The sequence below is a fragment of the Nocardia carnea genome (assembly GCF_029868855.1).
Lineage (GTDB): Bacteria > Actinomycetota > Actinomycetes > Mycobacteriales > Mycobacteriaceae > Nocardia > Nocardia carnea_A.
Map to the genome: position 1 here is coordinate 1 of NZ_JARWOV010000249.1, position 15,376 is coordinate 15,376.

Annotated in this window: 12 protein-coding genes and 1 tRNA gene; 5 read left to right on the forward strand and 8 right to left on the reverse strand. The window is 68.0% G+C overall.

Annotated features, from left to right (window positions below; genetic code table 11):
• The first annotated feature begins 65 nt into the window (after positions 1–65).
• Complete coding sequence (locus QH195_RS25885; protein WP_280437329.1) at positions 66–2,300, forward strand: penicillin-binding protein; 2,235 nt, start codon at positions 66–68, stop codon at positions 2,298–2,300.
• 31 nt (positions 2,301–2,331) lie between these two features.
• Here the strand turns inward: QH195_RS25885 and QH195_RS25890 are convergent, their stop codons facing one another.
• On the reverse strand, positions 2,332–2,796 hold the full coding sequence (locus QH195_RS25890; protein ID WP_280437330.1) for a GatB/YqeY domain-containing protein: 465 nt from the start codon (positions 2,794–2,796) through the stop codon (positions 2,332–2,334).
• Positions 2,797–3,000: 204 nt separating this feature from the next.
• On the opposite strand from QH195_RS25890, the gene QH195_RS25895 reads away from it, so the two are divergent.
• Positions 3,001–3,963 carry a metallophosphoesterase gene (locus QH195_RS25895; protein ID WP_280423295.1) on the forward strand — a complete coding sequence of 321 codons (963 nt, stop codon included), beginning with the start codon at positions 3,001–3,003 and terminating at the stop codon, positions 3,961–3,963.
• Positions 3,964–4,048: 85 nt separating this feature from the next.
• Positions 4,049–4,122 (forward strand) — tRNA-Pro (locus QH195_RS25900).
• A gap of 31 nt (positions 4,123–4,153) precedes the next feature.
• Here QH195_RS25900 and QH195_RS25905 read toward each other — a convergent pair.
• On the reverse strand, positions 4,154–4,762 hold the full coding sequence (locus tag QH195_RS25905; protein ID WP_280437331.1) for a TetR/AcrR family transcriptional regulator: 609 nt from the start codon (positions 4,760–4,762) through the stop codon (positions 4,154–4,156).
• A 104-nt stretch (positions 4,763–4,866) separates the two neighbouring features.
• Here QH195_RS25905 and QH195_RS25910 point away from each other — a divergent pair, with 104 nt between their 5' ends.
• Entirely contained in the window at positions 4,867–6,126 is a 1,260-nt protein-coding gene (locus tag QH195_RS25910) for an FAD-dependent monooxygenase (RefSeq protein WP_280437332.1), read from the forward strand.
• Between the two features lie 246 nt (positions 6,127–6,372).
• On the opposite strand, the gene QH195_RS25915 is transcribed toward QH195_RS25910, so the two are convergent.
• The 5 genes from QH195_RS25915 to QH195_RS25935 all read right to left on the reverse strand — a co-directional run bounded on the left by QH195_RS25915 (position 6,373) and on the right by QH195_RS25935 (position 11,907).
• Positions 6,373–7,671, reverse strand: a complete 1,299-nt coding sequence (locus tag QH195_RS25915; protein WP_280437333.1) for a glycerate kinase family protein — start codon at positions 7,669–7,671, stop codon at positions 6,373–6,375.
• Positions 7,672–7,704: 33 nt separating this feature from the next.
• Positions 7,705–9,198, reverse strand: coding sequence for an SLC13 family permease (locus QH195_RS25920; protein ID WP_280437334.1), 1,494 nt, complete (start codon positions 9,196–9,198; stop codon positions 7,705–7,707).
• Positions 9,195–9,857, reverse strand: a complete 663-nt coding sequence (locus QH195_RS25925) for a response regulator transcription factor (RefSeq protein ID WP_280437335.1) — start codon at positions 9,855–9,857, stop codon at positions 9,195–9,197. The genes QH195_RS25920 and QH195_RS25925 overlap by 4 nt, the downstream gene beginning before the upstream one ends.
• Before the next feature lie 3 nt (positions 9,858–9,860).
• A complete protein-coding gene (locus QH195_RS25930) occupies positions 9,861–11,276 on the reverse strand; it encodes a sensor histidine kinase (protein WP_280423302.1) in 1,416 nt (471 codons plus the stop codon).
• Positions 11,277–11,433: 157 nt separating this feature from the next.
• Complete coding sequence (locus tag QH195_RS25935; RefSeq protein ID WP_280437336.1) at positions 11,434–11,907, reverse strand: hypothetical protein; 474 nt, start codon at positions 11,905–11,907, stop codon at positions 11,434–11,436.
• Positions 11,908–12,940: 1,033 nt separating this feature from the next.
• Between QH195_RS25935 and QH195_RS25940 the strand changes: the two genes are divergently transcribed.
• Positions 12,941–14,287: a serine hydrolase domain-containing protein gene (locus QH195_RS25940; protein WP_280437337.1), complete on the forward strand. Its 1,347-nt coding sequence runs from the start codon at positions 12,941–12,943 to the stop codon at positions 14,285–14,287.
• Between the two features lie 51 nt (positions 14,288–14,338).
• Here QH195_RS25940 and QH195_RS25945 read toward each other — a convergent pair whose 3' ends face one another.
• On the reverse strand, positions 14,339–15,373 hold the full coding sequence (locus QH195_RS25945; protein ID WP_280421440.1) for an aspartate-semialdehyde dehydrogenase: 1,035 nt from the start codon (positions 15,371–15,373) through the stop codon (positions 14,339–14,341).
• Between the last annotated feature and the right edge of the window lie 3 nt (positions 15,374–15,376).

The following is a 15,376-nucleotide window of genomic DNA, read 5'->3' on the forward strand; positions in this document are numbered from 1 at the left end:
TTGTTTTGGTTTGCGTCCCCACCCGCGCCCCGCCGGTTGCCTAAAGCGGGGGGGGTTAAGGGGGCGTGCCACCCGCCCGGGCGGTCCCCACCTTGGGGCCCGCGGCCGGTAACCCCATTGCCTATCTGTACGAGCAGCGCCGCTTCGAAGTGCCCAGCGATCAGATCTCCAACGATATGAAGCTGGCCATCGTCTCCATCGAGGACAAACGCTTCGCCGACCATCACGGTGTGGACTGGCAGGGCACCATCCGTGCCTTCCTCACCAACACCAGCAGCGGTGAGGTACAGCAGGGCGCCTCCACGATCGACCAGCAGTATGTGAAGAACTTCAACCTGCTGGTGGTCGCGAAAACCGATGCCGAACGCCGGGCCGCCATCGAGACCACGCCCGCGCGCAAGATCCGTGAGATCCGCATGGCGCTCACCCTGGACAAAGAGCTGAGCAAGGACGAGATCCTCACCCGGTATCTGAACCTGGTCCCGTTCGGCAACTCCTCCTACGGCATCCAGGACGCCGCCCAGACCTACTTCGGCATCGATGCGAAAGACCTGAACGTCGCACAGTCGGCAATGCTCGCCGGGATGGTGCAGAGCAGTTCGAAGCTGAATCCCTACACCAACCCGGAGGGCGTGACCGTCCGCCGCAACACCGTCCTGGACACCATGATCCAGAACATCCCCAGCCGGGCCGAGGAATTCCGGGCGGCGAAGGCCCAGCCGCTGGGCGTGCTGCCGGAACCGAAGGGTCTGCCGCAGGGCTGCATCGCCGCCGGTGACCGCGGCTTCTTCTGCGACTACGCGCTGCAGTACCTGGCCGAGGCCGGGCTGAGCCAGGAACAGATCCAGAAGGGCGGATACCTGATCCGCACCACCCTGGATCCCGCCGTGCAGGACGCCGTGAAACGTTCGGTCACCGAGCACGCCGATCCGCATCTGCCGAATATCGCCGAGGTGATGTCGCTGATCGGCCCCGGCAAGGACAAACATCCACTGCTGGCGATGGCCAGCAGCCGGACCTACGGCCTGAACCGAGAGGCACACGAGACGCTGCTCGCCCAGCCGTATTCGATGGTCGGCGACGGCGCGGGATCGGTGTTCAAACTGTTCACCACGGCGGCGGCGATGGAGAAGGGCATGGGTATCAACGCCCAGCTCGACGTTCCGGGCAGGTTCGACGCCCGCGGGATGGGTAACGGCGGCGCCCCCGGCTGCCCGCCCGCTACCTACTGCGTCGAGAACGCCGGTAACTACCGGTCGCCCATGTCGGTGACCGAGGCCCTGGCGACCTCTCCCAACACCGCTTTCGTGAAACTCATCCAGGCCGTCGGGGTGACCCCTACGGTGGATATGGCGGTCCGTCTCGGCCTGCGCTCCTACACCGAGCCGGGGACCTCCGGCTTCGACAACCAGAGCCTGGCCGACATGATCAAGGGCCAGAACCTGGGTTCGTTCACCCTCGGCCCGGTCGCGGTGAATCCGCTGGAGTTGTCGAATGTGGCGGCCACCTTGGCTTCCGGCGGGACTTGGTGCCCGCCCTCGCCCATCGCGGAGGTGATCGACCGGTACGGCAAACCGGTGCCGCTCACCGAGCAGGCCTGCGAGCAGGTCGTCGAACCGGGTCTGGCCGATACGCTCGCCAACGCGATGGGCAAAGACCACGATCCCGGCGGTACCGCCGGGGCCGCCGCCGCGGCGACCGGCTGGCAAGGGCCGGTGGCCGCCAAAACCGGGACCACCGAAAGCCACCGCTCTTCGGCGTTCGTCGGTTTCACCAATTCGATGGCGGGCGCGGCCTACATCTACGGCGACAGCCCCACTCCCGGCGAGATCTGCTCCTTCCCGCTGCGCAACTGCCCGGCCAGCGACGCCAACGGCCTGTTCGGCGGTAACGAACCCGCCCGGAGCTGGTTCAAGGCCGTCAAGGAGGCCTCGGTGAACTTCCCGCCGCCCGCCCTGCCGCCGGTGGACGAGAAGTATGTCCGCGGCGCGGAGAACGCCCAGGTCCCCGATGTGGTCGGAATGACGGCGGGCGAGGCGACGGCCGCCCTCACCGGCGCCGGTTTCAAGGTCACCTCGGTGACTTCGCCGGGTTCGGCGCCGAAGGGCACCGTCACCGGGTCGACCCCGAACGGTTCCGCTATTCCGGGTTCGCAGGTGACCATCTACCTCAGCGACGGCACCATCCGGCAGGCGCCGGAGCCTGGGCGTCCGCCCGCCTCGGCGCCGAACGCCCCCGGCTTGCCACCGCTACCGCCGTTCCTGCCACCGATCCCCATTCCGGTACCGATACCCCGGTGATCTCCGGCGGTGACGGCGCGGCGGACAAACTCTAGAGCCGCGCCTTCACCGCCGCCGAGATCCGGGAACCGTCGGCCTTCCCGGCGGCCAGCCCGGTCGCGACCTTCATGACCTGACCCATCTGCCGTTTACCGGGCCGCTCGCCCAGTTCCTCCGCGACCTGCGCGATGGCCGTATCGGCGAGATCGGCGACCTCCGCGTCGGTCAACTGGGTGGGCAGGTATTCGTCGATGACCCGCGCCTCGGCGTGCTCGTTGGCCGCCAGCTCGCCACGCCCCGCCTGGGTGTAGACCTCCGCGGCTTCGTTGCGTTTCTTCGATTCCTTGGTCAGCACCGCGACGACCTCCGCATCGGAGAGCTCCCGGGCTTCCTTGCCGGCCACCTCGGCCGTCTGCACAGCGGCGAGCAGCATCCGCAGCGTGTTGAGCCGAAGCGTGTCCTTCGCCTTCATCGCGGCGGTCATATCGGCGCGTAGCCTCGTTTTCAGTTCCGACATGGGCGCAACGGTAGCCGCTGCACCACGCCACGCCCATCGGATTATCCTTCCGCGCCGGGCGTGTCCAGCTGCGGTGATCGGATCGTTTCCCGAGGCCACGGGCTCGGCGAAGATGCGCGTGAGCAGGTAATCCGCCCGCTACAGCGCGGTAACTGTGGTTCAACACGCTGCGCACTGCGCCTGCTGGTCACCTATGCTGGGCAAATGCCCGTGATCTCGACGTCGGCCCTGCGCCGGACCGCGTTCGGCGCAGCCGGAGCCGCGGCTGCCGGAGTCGGCTACGCCTCACTGATCGAACGCAATGCCTTTGTTCTCCGCGAAGCCACCATGCCGGTACTGCGGCCGGGTTCGGCTCCGCTGCGGGTGCTGCATATCAGCGATCTGCACATGACCCCCGGGCAGAAGCTCAAACAGCAGTGGTTGCGTGAACTCGACCGCCTGGAACCGGACCTGGTGATCAACACCGGTGACAATCTGTCCCACCAGAAGGCCGTACCGGCAGTGGTGCAGTCGCTGGGGCCGCTGTTGTCGCGACCCGGTCTCTTCGTTTTCGGCAGCAACGACTATTTCGCCCCGGTGCCGAAGAACCCGCTGAAGTACTTCGACAAGAACCACAAGCGGGTCCACGGCGCCCCGCTGCCGTGGAAGGATCTGCGCGCCGCGTTCACCGAACGCGGCTGGCTGGATCTCACCCACATCCGCCGCGATATCGAGGTGGGCGGTATCCGAATCGCCAGCGCGGGCGTCGACGACCCGCATATGCAGCGCGACCGCTACGACACCATCGCCGGGGCCCCGAACCCGCTGGCCGATCTGCGGCTGGGCCTCACCCATTCGCCCGAGCCGCGAGTACTGGACCGCTTCGCCGAGGACGGCTACGACCTGGTGCTGGCGGGTCATACGCACGGCGGCCAGCTGTGCCTGCCCGGTTACGGCGCCCTGGTGACCAATTGCGAAATCGACCGCTCCCGTGTGAAGGGCCCGTCCAAATGGGGCGCCCACACCCGGCTGCACGTCTCCGCCGGTATCGGCACCTCACCGTGGGCGCCCTACCGCTTCTGCTGCCGCCCCGAAGCGACGCTGCTCACTCTGGTGGCAGTGCCGCCGACGAAGCCGGCCACCGATTCCGGCCGGGGTGTCTCCACCTCGCAGGCGGTGGCCCGATAGGTCTTGCTTCCGAAGAAAACCGGCCTCGAGCTGCCGGTTTCTTTTCCGGACCGGACCTGGGGTAAGCTACCTCAGGTCCGCTTCACGGGGTGTGGCGCAGCTTGGTAGCGCGCTTCGTTCGGGACGAAGAGGTCGTGGGTTCAAATCCCGCCACCCCGACTCGTGTGGTCGAGACACGATAGACCCCTGATCAGTTCTTCTGGTCAGGGGTTTTCTCGTGTGCGGATCGATTTTTCCCGGTCAGTGCGGATATTGCCGCACCGAGTTCCGAGCCGGTGGGCAGGACGCCGTCCGGGTGGCTCATCCACTGCATGACCAACCCGTTCAGCAGGAGCATGTAGAGCCCGCCGAGGGCCCGGGCCTGCGCCGGATCGAGATCCGGATGCGTTTCGGCCAGCGTGGTCGCGATTTCCGTGGCCCCGATTTCGCTCAGCTCCCCCATCCGCCCCTGTTCACTGGGCGTCCGGTGGACCCTCACCAAGTTCTCCACACTCGCTACCAGAACCTCCCGGTTGCGCTCGAACAATTCGGCGATCCCCTCCCAGACCTGCGGGAACGCCGCGGCAGGTGACTGCCCCGCAGTGGCGCGGATCCGGAGTTCGAGGTCGTCGCCGATCACCCGGCCGGTCTCGTCGGTGAACGCTTCGGTGAGAAGCCGATCCTTGGATCCGAAGTGGTATCCGATGGCGGCGAGACTCACGCCGGCCTGGGTGGCGATATCCCTGGCCGTGGTCGCGGCGAATCCGCGCTCGTAGATGCAGGTGCGCGCGGCAGCCAGCAGGTCCTCCTTGTTTCCCATGACAACACTCTAACCATTCGTCTTAGACGTTTGTACTAGACATCTGTTCTACACCTGTGTTAGACATTTGTCTAAGACATTCGATCAAATTCAGCGAGGAACCGATGACCACACATTCCAGCGCCACCGCCCCCAGTGTGCTGATCTCCGGCGGCGGGATCGCCGGCAACGCCGTCGCCCTGCAACTGTCCCGAGCGGGTATCCGGCCGACCGTGATCGAACGCGCACCAGCCCCCCGCCCGGGTGGCCAGGCCGTCGACCTCCGTGGACCCAGCCGGACCGTCGCCGAACGGATGGGCCTGATGCCCGGGATCCGCCGGCACCAACTCGACGAACGCGGCATGCTCCATGTCGATACCGCCGGACGCGAGATCGTCCGTATGCCCGCGGACCTCTTCGGTGGCAACGGCGCGGTCGCCGAGATCGAGATAACCCGCGGCGATCTGAACCGGGTTCTACTGGACGCAATCTCCGATGCCGCCGGCGAACCGGGCAATCCGGGCGTGGACTACCGGTACGGGGAATGGATTCGCGACCTGCGCGAACACAGCGGCGGCGTCCAGGTCGACTTCGCCTCGGGTGCGTCCCAGGAATTCGACCTGGTGATCGGCGCAGACGGTCTGCACTCGGCGACCCGCCGGCTGGCCTTCGGACCGGAAGAACAGTTCAGCACCTATCTCGGCGCCTACACGTCGTACTTCACCATGCCGACCCCGGCCGGAATAGAACCGCACTGGATGACCATGTACTCGATACCCGGCGGAATCGTGGCCGGGCTGCGACCCGATGCGAACCCGGCCACCTCGAAGGCGCTGTTCACCATCCGGACTGCCCACGATCCGGCACTGCGGCGCGATACCGCGGCCCAGCAGGAACTCATCCGGACAAGCCTCGCCGGCGGCGGCTGGGTGACCGCCACCATCCTCGACGCGATGGCGCAGGCCGAGGATTTCTACTTCGACGAGATCGCGCGGATCACCATGCCACACTGGACCACCGAACGGGTCGCGCTGGTCGGCGACGCCGGCTACTGCGGGTCACCACTGAGCGGCCAGGGCACGGCCATGGCGCTGGTGGGCGCCTACGTGCTGGCCGGGGAGATCGCCCGTACCCCGCACGACCCGGCCGCCGCCCTCACCCGGTACACCGAAACCCTGCGACCGTTCGTCGAAACCGCACAGCAGTTGCCGCCGGGCGGAGTGAAGGGGATGGCCCCGCGCACCAGGACCGGTATCCGCGCCGCACACGCCTTCGTCCGCCTCGCGACATCACGGGTGATGCAGCCGTTGATGACCCGCATGCTGTCGGAGACCGAGACCTACACCCTCCCGGAATACCCGCCGGCCCAACCTGCGCACAGTTGATTTCACCGCTCGCCTCCATGCACCGGACGCGTGGACCTCACCGGCCCGGCGCAGCGGCCGGTCGGCCGGACCGCGAACCACCACACGCTGTATCAACGATGACGAAACTGTGCGCCGGCGATCGGCGGGTCGGTATCGAGACTTTCTCGAACGACCGTTGCACCGGCGACCACGTGGGGTGGACGGCAAGTAGCGGTGCTCTGATCGGAACGCAGCCGCGCGCTTTCCAGTCGGCCTGGGCGTCACTCACCGGTGCTGCCCGCGTGCCCGGCCGCGGGCGGCGGGGACACGCGGACCGGTGGCGCGGCGGGTGCCGATCGCGGCGGGCCGGACGGGACGGTTCGCACCGCGACCCATCCGCACCGAGAGGGCACCGCCGACCAGCAACATCCGCATCATGCGTTCGGCGGCATCGGTGAGCAGACGTTCGGCATCGGCCACCGCGTCGGCGAGGGCCATCGGCACCGGGATGATCGAGGCTATGGCACCGATGCCGACATCGTGGACCGACGGCGCCCCCTCCCCCAGCGAACCGGCCAGTGCGACCACCGGCACCCCCCGGGCGCGGGACCTACGGGCGATTTCGGCCGGTACCTTGCCGTGCGGGGTCTGCAGGTCGATCGCGCCTTCCGCAGTGATCACCAGGTCCGCCCGGGCGATCCGGCGGTCGATATCCGCTCCGGTGAGGCCGGAGTCCAGCAGTGCGTCGAACCGGGAGCGCAGCACCGCACCCACTCCGCCGGCCAGCCCCGCGCCGAGCCCGCCGGATGCGCCGGTCACCGGTCCGATGCGCAGGTCGCCGGGTGCCCGGCCATCGCGTTCGAGTATCGCCGCCCAGTTGTCCAGCGCGAGCGACAGCGCTTCGACCTGGGCTGGTGTGGCTCCCTTCTGCGGGCCGAACACGCGCGCGACACCGCGGGGGCCGCAGAGCAGGTTGTGCGGATTGCCCGCCACCACGATTTCGGCACGAGACAGCCGGGGATGCAGGCCGGACAGGTCGAGCCGGGCAGCTCGCGTGAGTTCGTAACCTCCGCGTCCTATTTCGCGGCCGTATCGGTCGAGGATGCGGGCTCCCAGGGCTTGTAGCGCACCGGCGCCACCGTCGCAAGTCCCGGAATCACCGCAGCCCACCACGATCCGCTCCGCGTCCGAGTCGAGTGCCGCGGCTATGAGCTGCCCGACCCCGAATGTCGTGGTGGCGCCGGGGTCTCGGCGGTCGCGCGGTACATGCCGCAGTCCCGCGGCGGCGGCTACCTCGACCACGGCCGTCTTCGCTGCCGGGAACCCGAGCCCGGCCCACTGGGCCCGCACCGGGATGTTCACCGGCCCTGTCACCTCGAGATGATGCAGTGTGCCACTCGTCGCGGCGGCGAGCATGGCGGCAGTGCCCTCGCCGCCGTCGGCGATCGGGGCGAGATCGACGTGTACGCCGGGCAGGACTCGGCGCAGCCCCGCGGCGATGGCATGCGCCACGGATTCCGCCCCGAGACTTTCCTTGAATCCGCTGGGTGCCACGAGGATGCGTTGCGGAACGGGTACCGACATGGTGGTGCCTTTCGAGAGAGCCGACCACACGGGTCAGGGGGTGGGACTCAGACCCAGCTGCGGCCAGACCCAGACCGCGAACGCGAGGAGTAGTGCCACCGACAACGGGGCGAGGACGGCGGAGTAACGCAGCAGATGTTCCGGCCGGAATCCCGGAACGGTGTCCGATGCGGCGAAGACTGCCATCGGTTTGGCCGAACTGGTCATGGTGTGGCAGAAACCGGCCGCGGCCGTGGACAGGAAGGCCGCCGCCGCGGCATCCACGCCGACTGCCGGGGCGGTCGCGGCGATGATCGGCACGAGCACGGCCGAACGAGCCGAACGTGACTGGATCATCAAGTGGGCAAGCAGGGAAACGACCACGGTCAGCACCAGGAAGACCGCACCGGCCGCCGGTCCCAGCGAACGCACCGGATCGAAGACGAGTCCGGCGAGCCACGCGGACGCGCCGCTGGTCGTCAGCGCGATACCCAGGCACAGCGTGGCGGCCATGAACAGCAACAGCGTCCACGGGATGGTCTTCGCGGCGGCCGGCAGCGTGGTCCCGCCTATTTTCGGCGCGGTGGCGAGCAGGGCACCGAGCACGGCGACAACCGCCGGGTCCACACCGTGCCACGCCTCGGTGCACCACAGCACCACAACGGCCGCGAGCACGGCGAGTACCCGGCGCTGGGGTGCGGACAGCGGTCCCCGCACATCCGACCCCGCAGCATCGGCAAAGGCCGCCGCGGGCACGGTGAGCGGAGTGCGGCGTTCGGGGCGGTCGGCGAACAGCACCAGCGCGATCTCCGCGGCCAGATGCGACCACACCACCGCGAGCGGGAGACCGAGGATCAGCCACTGCCCGAAGTGATAGCCCGTGCCGGTGGCCGTCGCGACGATTTCGCTGGTGATGAGATGCGCACCCGCGCCGAGCAGCGAACCGACCGCGGAGAACAAGATGACCGAGGGGACTCCTACCGCCAGCGCCAGCACCAGCTGGGGCCGATGCCGCAGTACCGCGGCAAGGGCCAGGAAGACCGGGAGTGCCAGCGCGGCGCGACCGGAGGTCGCCGGGATCGCGAAGGTGGTCACCAGCAGGACAACGGTGAGTAGATGCATCAGTTGCCGCGGTGTCCGGGCGAGGGTGAGCACCCGCGCGGCGATCCGCGCCGACAACCCGGTGGCGGTGACCGCCGCGGCGATCACGAACGATCCCACCAACAGCCAGATCACCGAATCACCGAGTGTTCCGGTGAACGTATCGGTATCGATCGTTCCGGTGACGACGAGAGCCACTGCCGCGCCGAGCGCGACGTAGGTATCGGGTACCGGCGCAAAAATCCACATCCAGATGGCGGCCACGAACACCACGAGCGTGATGAGGGCGTCGCGGCCGAGGTCACCGCCCGCCGCCGCTACCAGAAAGCCCAGGCACACAAGGATTCCCGCGATCGCGGCCAGCAGGGGTGTCCAGGCGGGTTCGCGTGCGGCCGAATCGGCCGGGGGGCGCCGGGGCGGTACGGTCCGGAACTCGGTCGCTGTCACGAGAGCCGGTATCCCATGCCGCGTACGGTCTGCAGGCGCTGGGCACCGATCTTGCCCCGCACCGCCCGCACATAGACATCCACCACATTGGAGGCGGGGTCGAAATCGTAGCCCCATACCTGCCCGAGAATCTGCTCCCGGCTCAAGACCTGATCCGGATGCCGTAGAAACACCTCGAGCAGGCCGAATTCACGGGCGGTGAGATCGACGGTCCGGCCGTCGACGTGTACCCGGCGCGAGCGCAGGTCGAGTTGAAGACCGTTGTGCGACAAGGAAGCCGACGGCGCACCCGCGGTCGTCTCGTCCTGGAGGCGCAGCCGCACACGCGCGAGTAGTTCGGCGAACTGGAACGGTTTGGTCATGTAGTCGTTGGCGCCGCCCTCCAGCCCGGCGACCGTATCGTCGACGCTGTCGCGGGCGGTGAGCACCACGACCGGAGTCCGCACCCCTTCGCCGCGCAGCCGGCGCAGCACGGTGAATCCGTCCATCGAGGGCAGTCCGATATCGAGGATCACCATGTCGAAGGCACCGGAGCGGGCCATCAGCAAGGCGGTTTCGCCGTCGCCGACATGCTCGGTGGTGTATCCGGCGGCCCGCAGGCCTTTGCCGACGAACGACACGATGTGCACATCGTCCTCGGCGATCAGGATCCGGCTCATCTCCTACCCCTTGTGTTCGTTCGGATCGGCGCTGTCGCGGTGTGCGGGATATGCCGGGTCGGCCGGCAGGTCGAGGCCGAATGTGGCACCGTCACCGGGCACGCTGCGCACCCAGGCCGACCCGTGGTGCGCATCGGCGATGGCCCGCACGATGGCCAGGCCGAGCCCCGCGCCGGCCCGCCGGTCCGCTCCGGAGCTGTCGGCCGGGCGCCCGCGCCGGAACCGCTCGAAGATCACCGGTGCGTCTTCCGGCGCGACCCCTGGGCCCTGATCCGATATCCACAGCGACAGGGTGCGATCGGGTTCGGTCCCGGTGAACCGGGAGCCCAGTTGCACGGTGGTTCCGTCCGCCGAATGCGCGACCGCGTTGGCCGCGAGCTGCAACATCGCCTGGGTGACCCGCTGTGCATCGATCCACGCGGTCCCCTCGGCCACCTCCATCAGATGCCAGCGCCGCTCCCCGAGCGGTTGCACCTTGGATTCGATATCCAGCATGGTCTGCGCGATATCGACCGGGCGCCGGACCACGAAATCCGGCTGTTCGGCTTTGGCCAGCATCAGCAGATCGGAGACCAGCCGCCCCATCCGGTTCAGTTCGGAATCGACAAGGGCCAGCGTGCGGCGCCGCTCCTCCGGATCCTCGGACAGCAGTTCGAGATGCCCCCGGACCACCGTGATCGGTGTGCGGAGTTCGTGTCCCGCGTCGTCGACGAACTGCCGCTGGGTCGTATAGGCGTGCTCGAGGCGGTCGAGCATATCGTTGAAAGTCTCCGCCAGCGCTGCGATATCGTCGCGCCCCTCCACCGGGACACGCGCGGTGAGATCCGTTTCGCCGATATCGGCGGCCACCGCCCGCACGGTGCGCACCGGCAGCAGGATGCGGCCGGCCACGAGATAGGCGACACCGGTGGTCAAGGCCAGACCGGCGAGCGATACCGCGGCGATGGTGCGCATCGTCCGGTCGACACCCGCACGCCCCACCTCGGTGAACGCCGCGACCACGAACGACCCACGGTCGGCCGTGGATTCGACGTCGACCCGGCCCCATCGCATCTCACCGGCCGGGGAGGCGACCACCCCGGAGGTCCGGTCCGCCGCCGCGGTGGCGGTGAACAGGCCCGGGTCGCCGGCCACGGGCACGGGCAGGTTGCCCCGGATACCACCGAGCTGCCTGCCGTCCACGATCCCCACCATCACCTCGCCCTCGATCGGCGACTGCCGCAGCAGATAGGTGTCCAGCAGCCTCTCCACCGAGGTGAACGGCTGCGTGGTGGTCGGATCCACACCCTCGGCGGCGAAGGTCCGGAATTCATCGGCTTCCTGCGCGATGTCGGCGTTCGCCCGGTTGTTCACATCGCGCAGCAGCAGGTTGCGGGCGGTCACCAGCACCACGACCAGCAGCAGGAAGGTCGTGAGCATGATCCATGCGGTGATCTTCCATCGAGCCGGCAGGCGGGAGCCGCGCCGCCGGAGTATCCGCGGACCGGTCGCTGCGGAGCGGTTCGCAGTGCTGGGTTCGGGCGTTGGTTGCCGCAGGGTCGGCTCCGTTGTTTCGGCGGGACGCGCGGGGTCGAGATCAATCATCGTCGTCGGACGGTCCGTTCATGTCCGGCTGATCGTCCGCGTCGTCGTCGAATCCGTCGTCGGCATCATCATCGCCCGGTTGCGGTGCGGGTATCGGAGCAGCCGGTCCGGGGGGCGGGGCCACAGGCGCCGGAGCGGCAGGGCCCGGGGCCGGGGCGGGGGCCCTCGGTGCGGGTGCAGGCCCCGGAGGCGCCGGTGCGGGAATCGTGGCACCCGGAGCCGCCGGTGCACCGCCCTGGCCTGGGGGCGGCACCGCACCCTCCGGTGCGCCCGGGGCGTGCCGCCTCGAATCCGAACCGGCGTCCGGTACGGCCGGCGACTCCGGTCCGTCGGGTGCCACACTCACCGAAACCGAGGACGGATCGAGCTCCGGCTCGGGCGAACGGGTCAGGGCAAAGCTCACCAGCACCACGGCGGCGGCGCCCGCGAGGACGAGAGCGGCGGCGAAAGAACGAGAACCGGACATAACAGCCACTATGCCCAACCCTGATGACCCCGCCGTGAGGCGCAGATGAGGATTTCTTCATCACAGACGCGAACGACCGGCCGGACGATTCGACACTGTCTCGTCCGGCCGGCCGGTGTTCGTGGGCGCTGCCGTCCCGATTCTCGAACGGTTACCTTTCGCGGTGCCGGACCGGCGGACTACTGTTCGCCCGGTCCGGCACTGAGCATCCGGAAGAGCCGTACGGTGCGACGGCTGCCGGTCGGACCGGTCACCCCGCGAGACCGGTCCGATCGACGACGCCCTGCCCGCGGGCCGGTCTGCCACCCCGCGAGACAGACCGACCCACCCGGTCGACCAGCTCCCCCACTGCGCCGACCGGCCCCGTTCCCCCGTGGTGGCGCCGGGTTCACCTCCCCGGTCTCCGGACCACCACACCCCCGCGGATCCCCCACGATTCCCCTGGATCCGCACTTTCCGGGATGCGTACCGGGTCCTCCCCAGGCACCGGTTCGCATCCCGCCCCCTCCTTCAGCGACGACTCGACTACTGGCAGGAGTCGGAGACGCCGAGCTCGGTGCGGCCGTCCTCGATCAGGTATCCGGTCGCGTACAGTTCGGTGATCATCTACGGGGTTCCTCTTCGCGGTGTGAGTGCCGGCGTGTTCTCCGGCGTGACTCAACAATGCGGCCCCGTGCTTGGCGCGCCCTTAACGTGAACTTATAACGCTGAGAACACGATCCGTCACAGTGCAATCAAGGTCGTGGCACAGGTTGCGCGGGTGTCCCGCGGGCCGGGTATCTCGGGCATCATGGAGGACATCCGCTACGACAAGAGTGGGAGTGTCGATGGATACGTTGGTCCTATGGGCGCTGGCCTGTGTGGTCTATTGGTTCGGCCTGTTGTAAGCCGCGCCTGTACCGACATCGTGACGGCACGATACGAGTGCCGACAGGTGTGATGCCCCTGGTCGATCCCCGGTTCGATCAGGGGCATCGCGTATCTGCGGCCGGTGCTACCCGCACCACCGGTAACCCGGCATTAGTGTGTGCGCATGGCGCGTTTCGGTGGGCTCCTGGCAGGAGTCGCAGCGGTAACACTGGTGGTGGGACAGGTTTTCGCGGCTGAGGTGTCCGCCGCGCCCGCGCAGGTCGAATGCGCGGTGAGTTCCGGGCGGGAACCGCAACGGGCGCAACCGGAGCAGGTGGGCCTGGACGCGCAGCGACTGACGGACGCGCTGGCCTTCGCCGGGCGCCGGAACCGGTTGAATGTGCAGGTATTCCGGCACAACTGCCTGGCGGGCGAGGGACCTTCCAACGAGCAGACCGGGCATATCCCGTGGAATGTGTGGAGCGTGACCAAGAGTGTGGTCTCGCTGCTCACCGGGATCGCCGCCGATCGAGGACTGGTGGATATCGCGGCCCCGATCGGCCGGTATCTGCCGCCGGGTCTGGGCGACGCCCGGCGGCGCGCGATCACGGTCGAGAACCTGCTGACCGAAACCTCCGGTATGCGGACCGGCGTGGTGACCGAGGGCATCACGGGGGCTGTCCCCATCGATCCCAACAGCGCTGTTCAGGCGCTGGGTGTACCGCTGGATCACGACCCCGGCACCGTGTTCACCTACAGTCAGCGCACCGTGGACCTGCTCTCCTATGTGGTGGAACGGGCCGTCGGCGAACCACTACAGGAGTTCGCGCAGCGAGAGTTGTTCACACCGTTGGGGATCGAACGAGGTGATTGGTACTGGGCGCGGGACCGCAGCGGCCACACCTACGGTTACGCACATCTGCTGATACCGCCGGACGATCTGGCCAAGCTGGGGCTGCTGGTGGCCAACAACGGCGACTGGGGCGGACGACAGGTCGTATCCGCGCAGTATCTGACCCGCGCGACCACACCGTCACCGGCGAACCCGTGCTACGGCTATCTGTTCTGGCTCGGATCGACCTGCGCGGAGAATCCGTCGTTCCTGCCACCGGATACCTACGCGATGTCCGGCATGGGATTACAGAACGTATTCGTGGTGCCGAGCCTGGATCTGGTGGTGATGTGGACCGGCGTATTCGGCAACGTCAGCAAGTACGGTCCGGCCGGCATCCTCCAGAACTTCGAGGAGTTGCCACATGAATTCTTCCGGCAGCTGATGGCCGCGTTCCAGGAACCACCGGTCGCCGATCCGGGCCCGTACGTGGAACCACCGGTGCAAGCGGACCCGGGTGCCTACATAGATACCGATATCTTGCTGGCGGTCTTCGGGATCGGTAACTCGGCGTACCCGGGTTGCGATGTATTCGCCTGCCTGAGCGAACCGCTGGCGGCCCCGTTCACCGATGCACCGCCGGGCTGCGTGCTGCTCGCTTGCCTGGGATCAGATCCGCGGACACCGGGAATCCACTGAGTACGCTTCCTGTCCCGGCGCGTCCGCCGCGCCGGGACAGGCAGGCTCGTCTCACCGATCGGCGAGCAGGACTTCCGCGATCTGGATGGTATTGAGCGCGGCACCCTTGCGCAGATTGTCGCCGGAGATGAACAGTGCCAGACCACGACCGTCCGGCACACCGGGATCCTGGCGGATACGGCCGACCAGGGATTCGTCCTTACCCGCGGCGGCCAGCGGCGTCGGCACATCGACCAGCCGCACGCCGGGTGCCTTCCCCAGGATCTCCTGGGCCCGCTGTACCGACAGCGGATCGGCGAATTCGGCGTTGATCGACAGCGAGTGGCCGGTGAACACCGGGACCCGCACGCAGGTGCCACTGACCAGTAGCTCCGGCAGACCGAGAATCTTACGGCTCTCGTTGCGCAGCTTCTGGTCCTCGTCGGTCTCGCCGGAACCGTCGTCAACCAGCGAACCCGCGAGCGCGAGCACGTTGAACGCGATGGGTGCCACGTACTTGTTCGGCGCGGGGAAATCCACGGCGCTGCCGTCGTGGGTGAGTTTCTCGGCGTCGTCGATCACCGCGCGGGTCTGCGAGGCGAGTTCCTCGACACCGGCCAGTCCGCTGCCCGAGACGGCCTGGTAGCTGGACACGATCAGCCGCTGTAGCCCGGCCGCGTCGTGCAGCGGTTTGAGCACCGGCATGGCGGCCATCGTGGTGCAGTTCGGATTGGCGATGATGCCCTTGGTGAGGTTGCGGGTCTGTTCCGGATTGACCTCGCTGACCACCAGCGGAACGTCCGGATCCTTGCGCCACGCCGACGAATTGTCGATCACGGTGACCCCGGCCGCCGCGAACCGCGGCGCCTGCACGCGCGACATGGTCGCGCCGGCGGAGAACAGCGCGATATCCAGGCCGCTGGGGTCGGCGGTTTCGGTGTCCTCCACGACGATCTCGCCACCGCGCCAGGGCAGTTTCTTACCGGCCGAGCGAGCCGAGGCGAAGAACCGCACCTCGTCGGCGGGGAAATCACGTTCGTCCAGGAGTTTGCGCATCACGGCGCCGACCTGCCCGGTCGCGCCGACCACACCTACACGTACACCCATCGG

Excerpts from the sequence above, each read along its gene's own strand:
- QH195_RS25930 (WP_280423302.1), bottom strand. The coding sequence starts at position 11,276 with ATGCTCACGACCTTCCTGCTGCTGGTCGTGGTGCTGGTGACCGCCCGC.
- QH195_RS25895 (WP_280423295.1), top strand. The coding sequence starts at position 3,001 with ATGCCCGTGATCTCGACGTCGGCCCTGCGCCGGACCGCGTTCGGCGCA.
- QH195_RS25940 (WP_280437337.1), top strand. The coding sequence starts at position 12,941 with ATGGCGCGTTTCGGTGGGCTCCTGGCAGGAGTCGCAGCGGTAACACTG.
- QH195_RS25945 (WP_280421440.1), bottom strand. The coding sequence starts at position 15,373 with ATGGGTGTACGTGTAGGTGTGGTCGGCGCGACCGGGCAGGTCGGCGCC.
- QH195_RS25935 (WP_280437336.1), bottom strand. The coding sequence starts at position 11,907 with ATGTCCGGTTCTCGTTCTTTCGCCGCCGCTCTCGTCCTCGCGGGCGCC.
- QH195_RS25925 (WP_280437335.1), bottom strand. The coding sequence starts at position 9,857 with ATGAGCCGGATCCTGATCGCCGAGGACGATGTGCACATCGTGTCGTTC.
- QH195_RS25905 (WP_280437331.1), bottom strand. The coding sequence starts at position 4,762 with ATGGGAAACAAGGAGGACCTGCTGGCTGCCGCGCGCACCTGCATCTAC.
- QH195_RS25910 (WP_280437332.1), top strand. The coding sequence starts at position 4,867 with ATGACCACACATTCCAGCGCCACCGCCCCCAGTGTGCTGATCTCCGGC.
- QH195_RS25915 (WP_280437333.1), bottom strand. The coding sequence starts at position 7,671 with ATGTCGGTACCCGTTCCGCAACGCATCCTCGTGGCACCCAGCGGATTC.
- QH195_RS25890 (WP_280437330.1), bottom strand. The coding sequence starts at position 2,796 with ATGTCGGAACTGAAAACGAGGCTACGCGCCGATATGACCGCCGCGATG.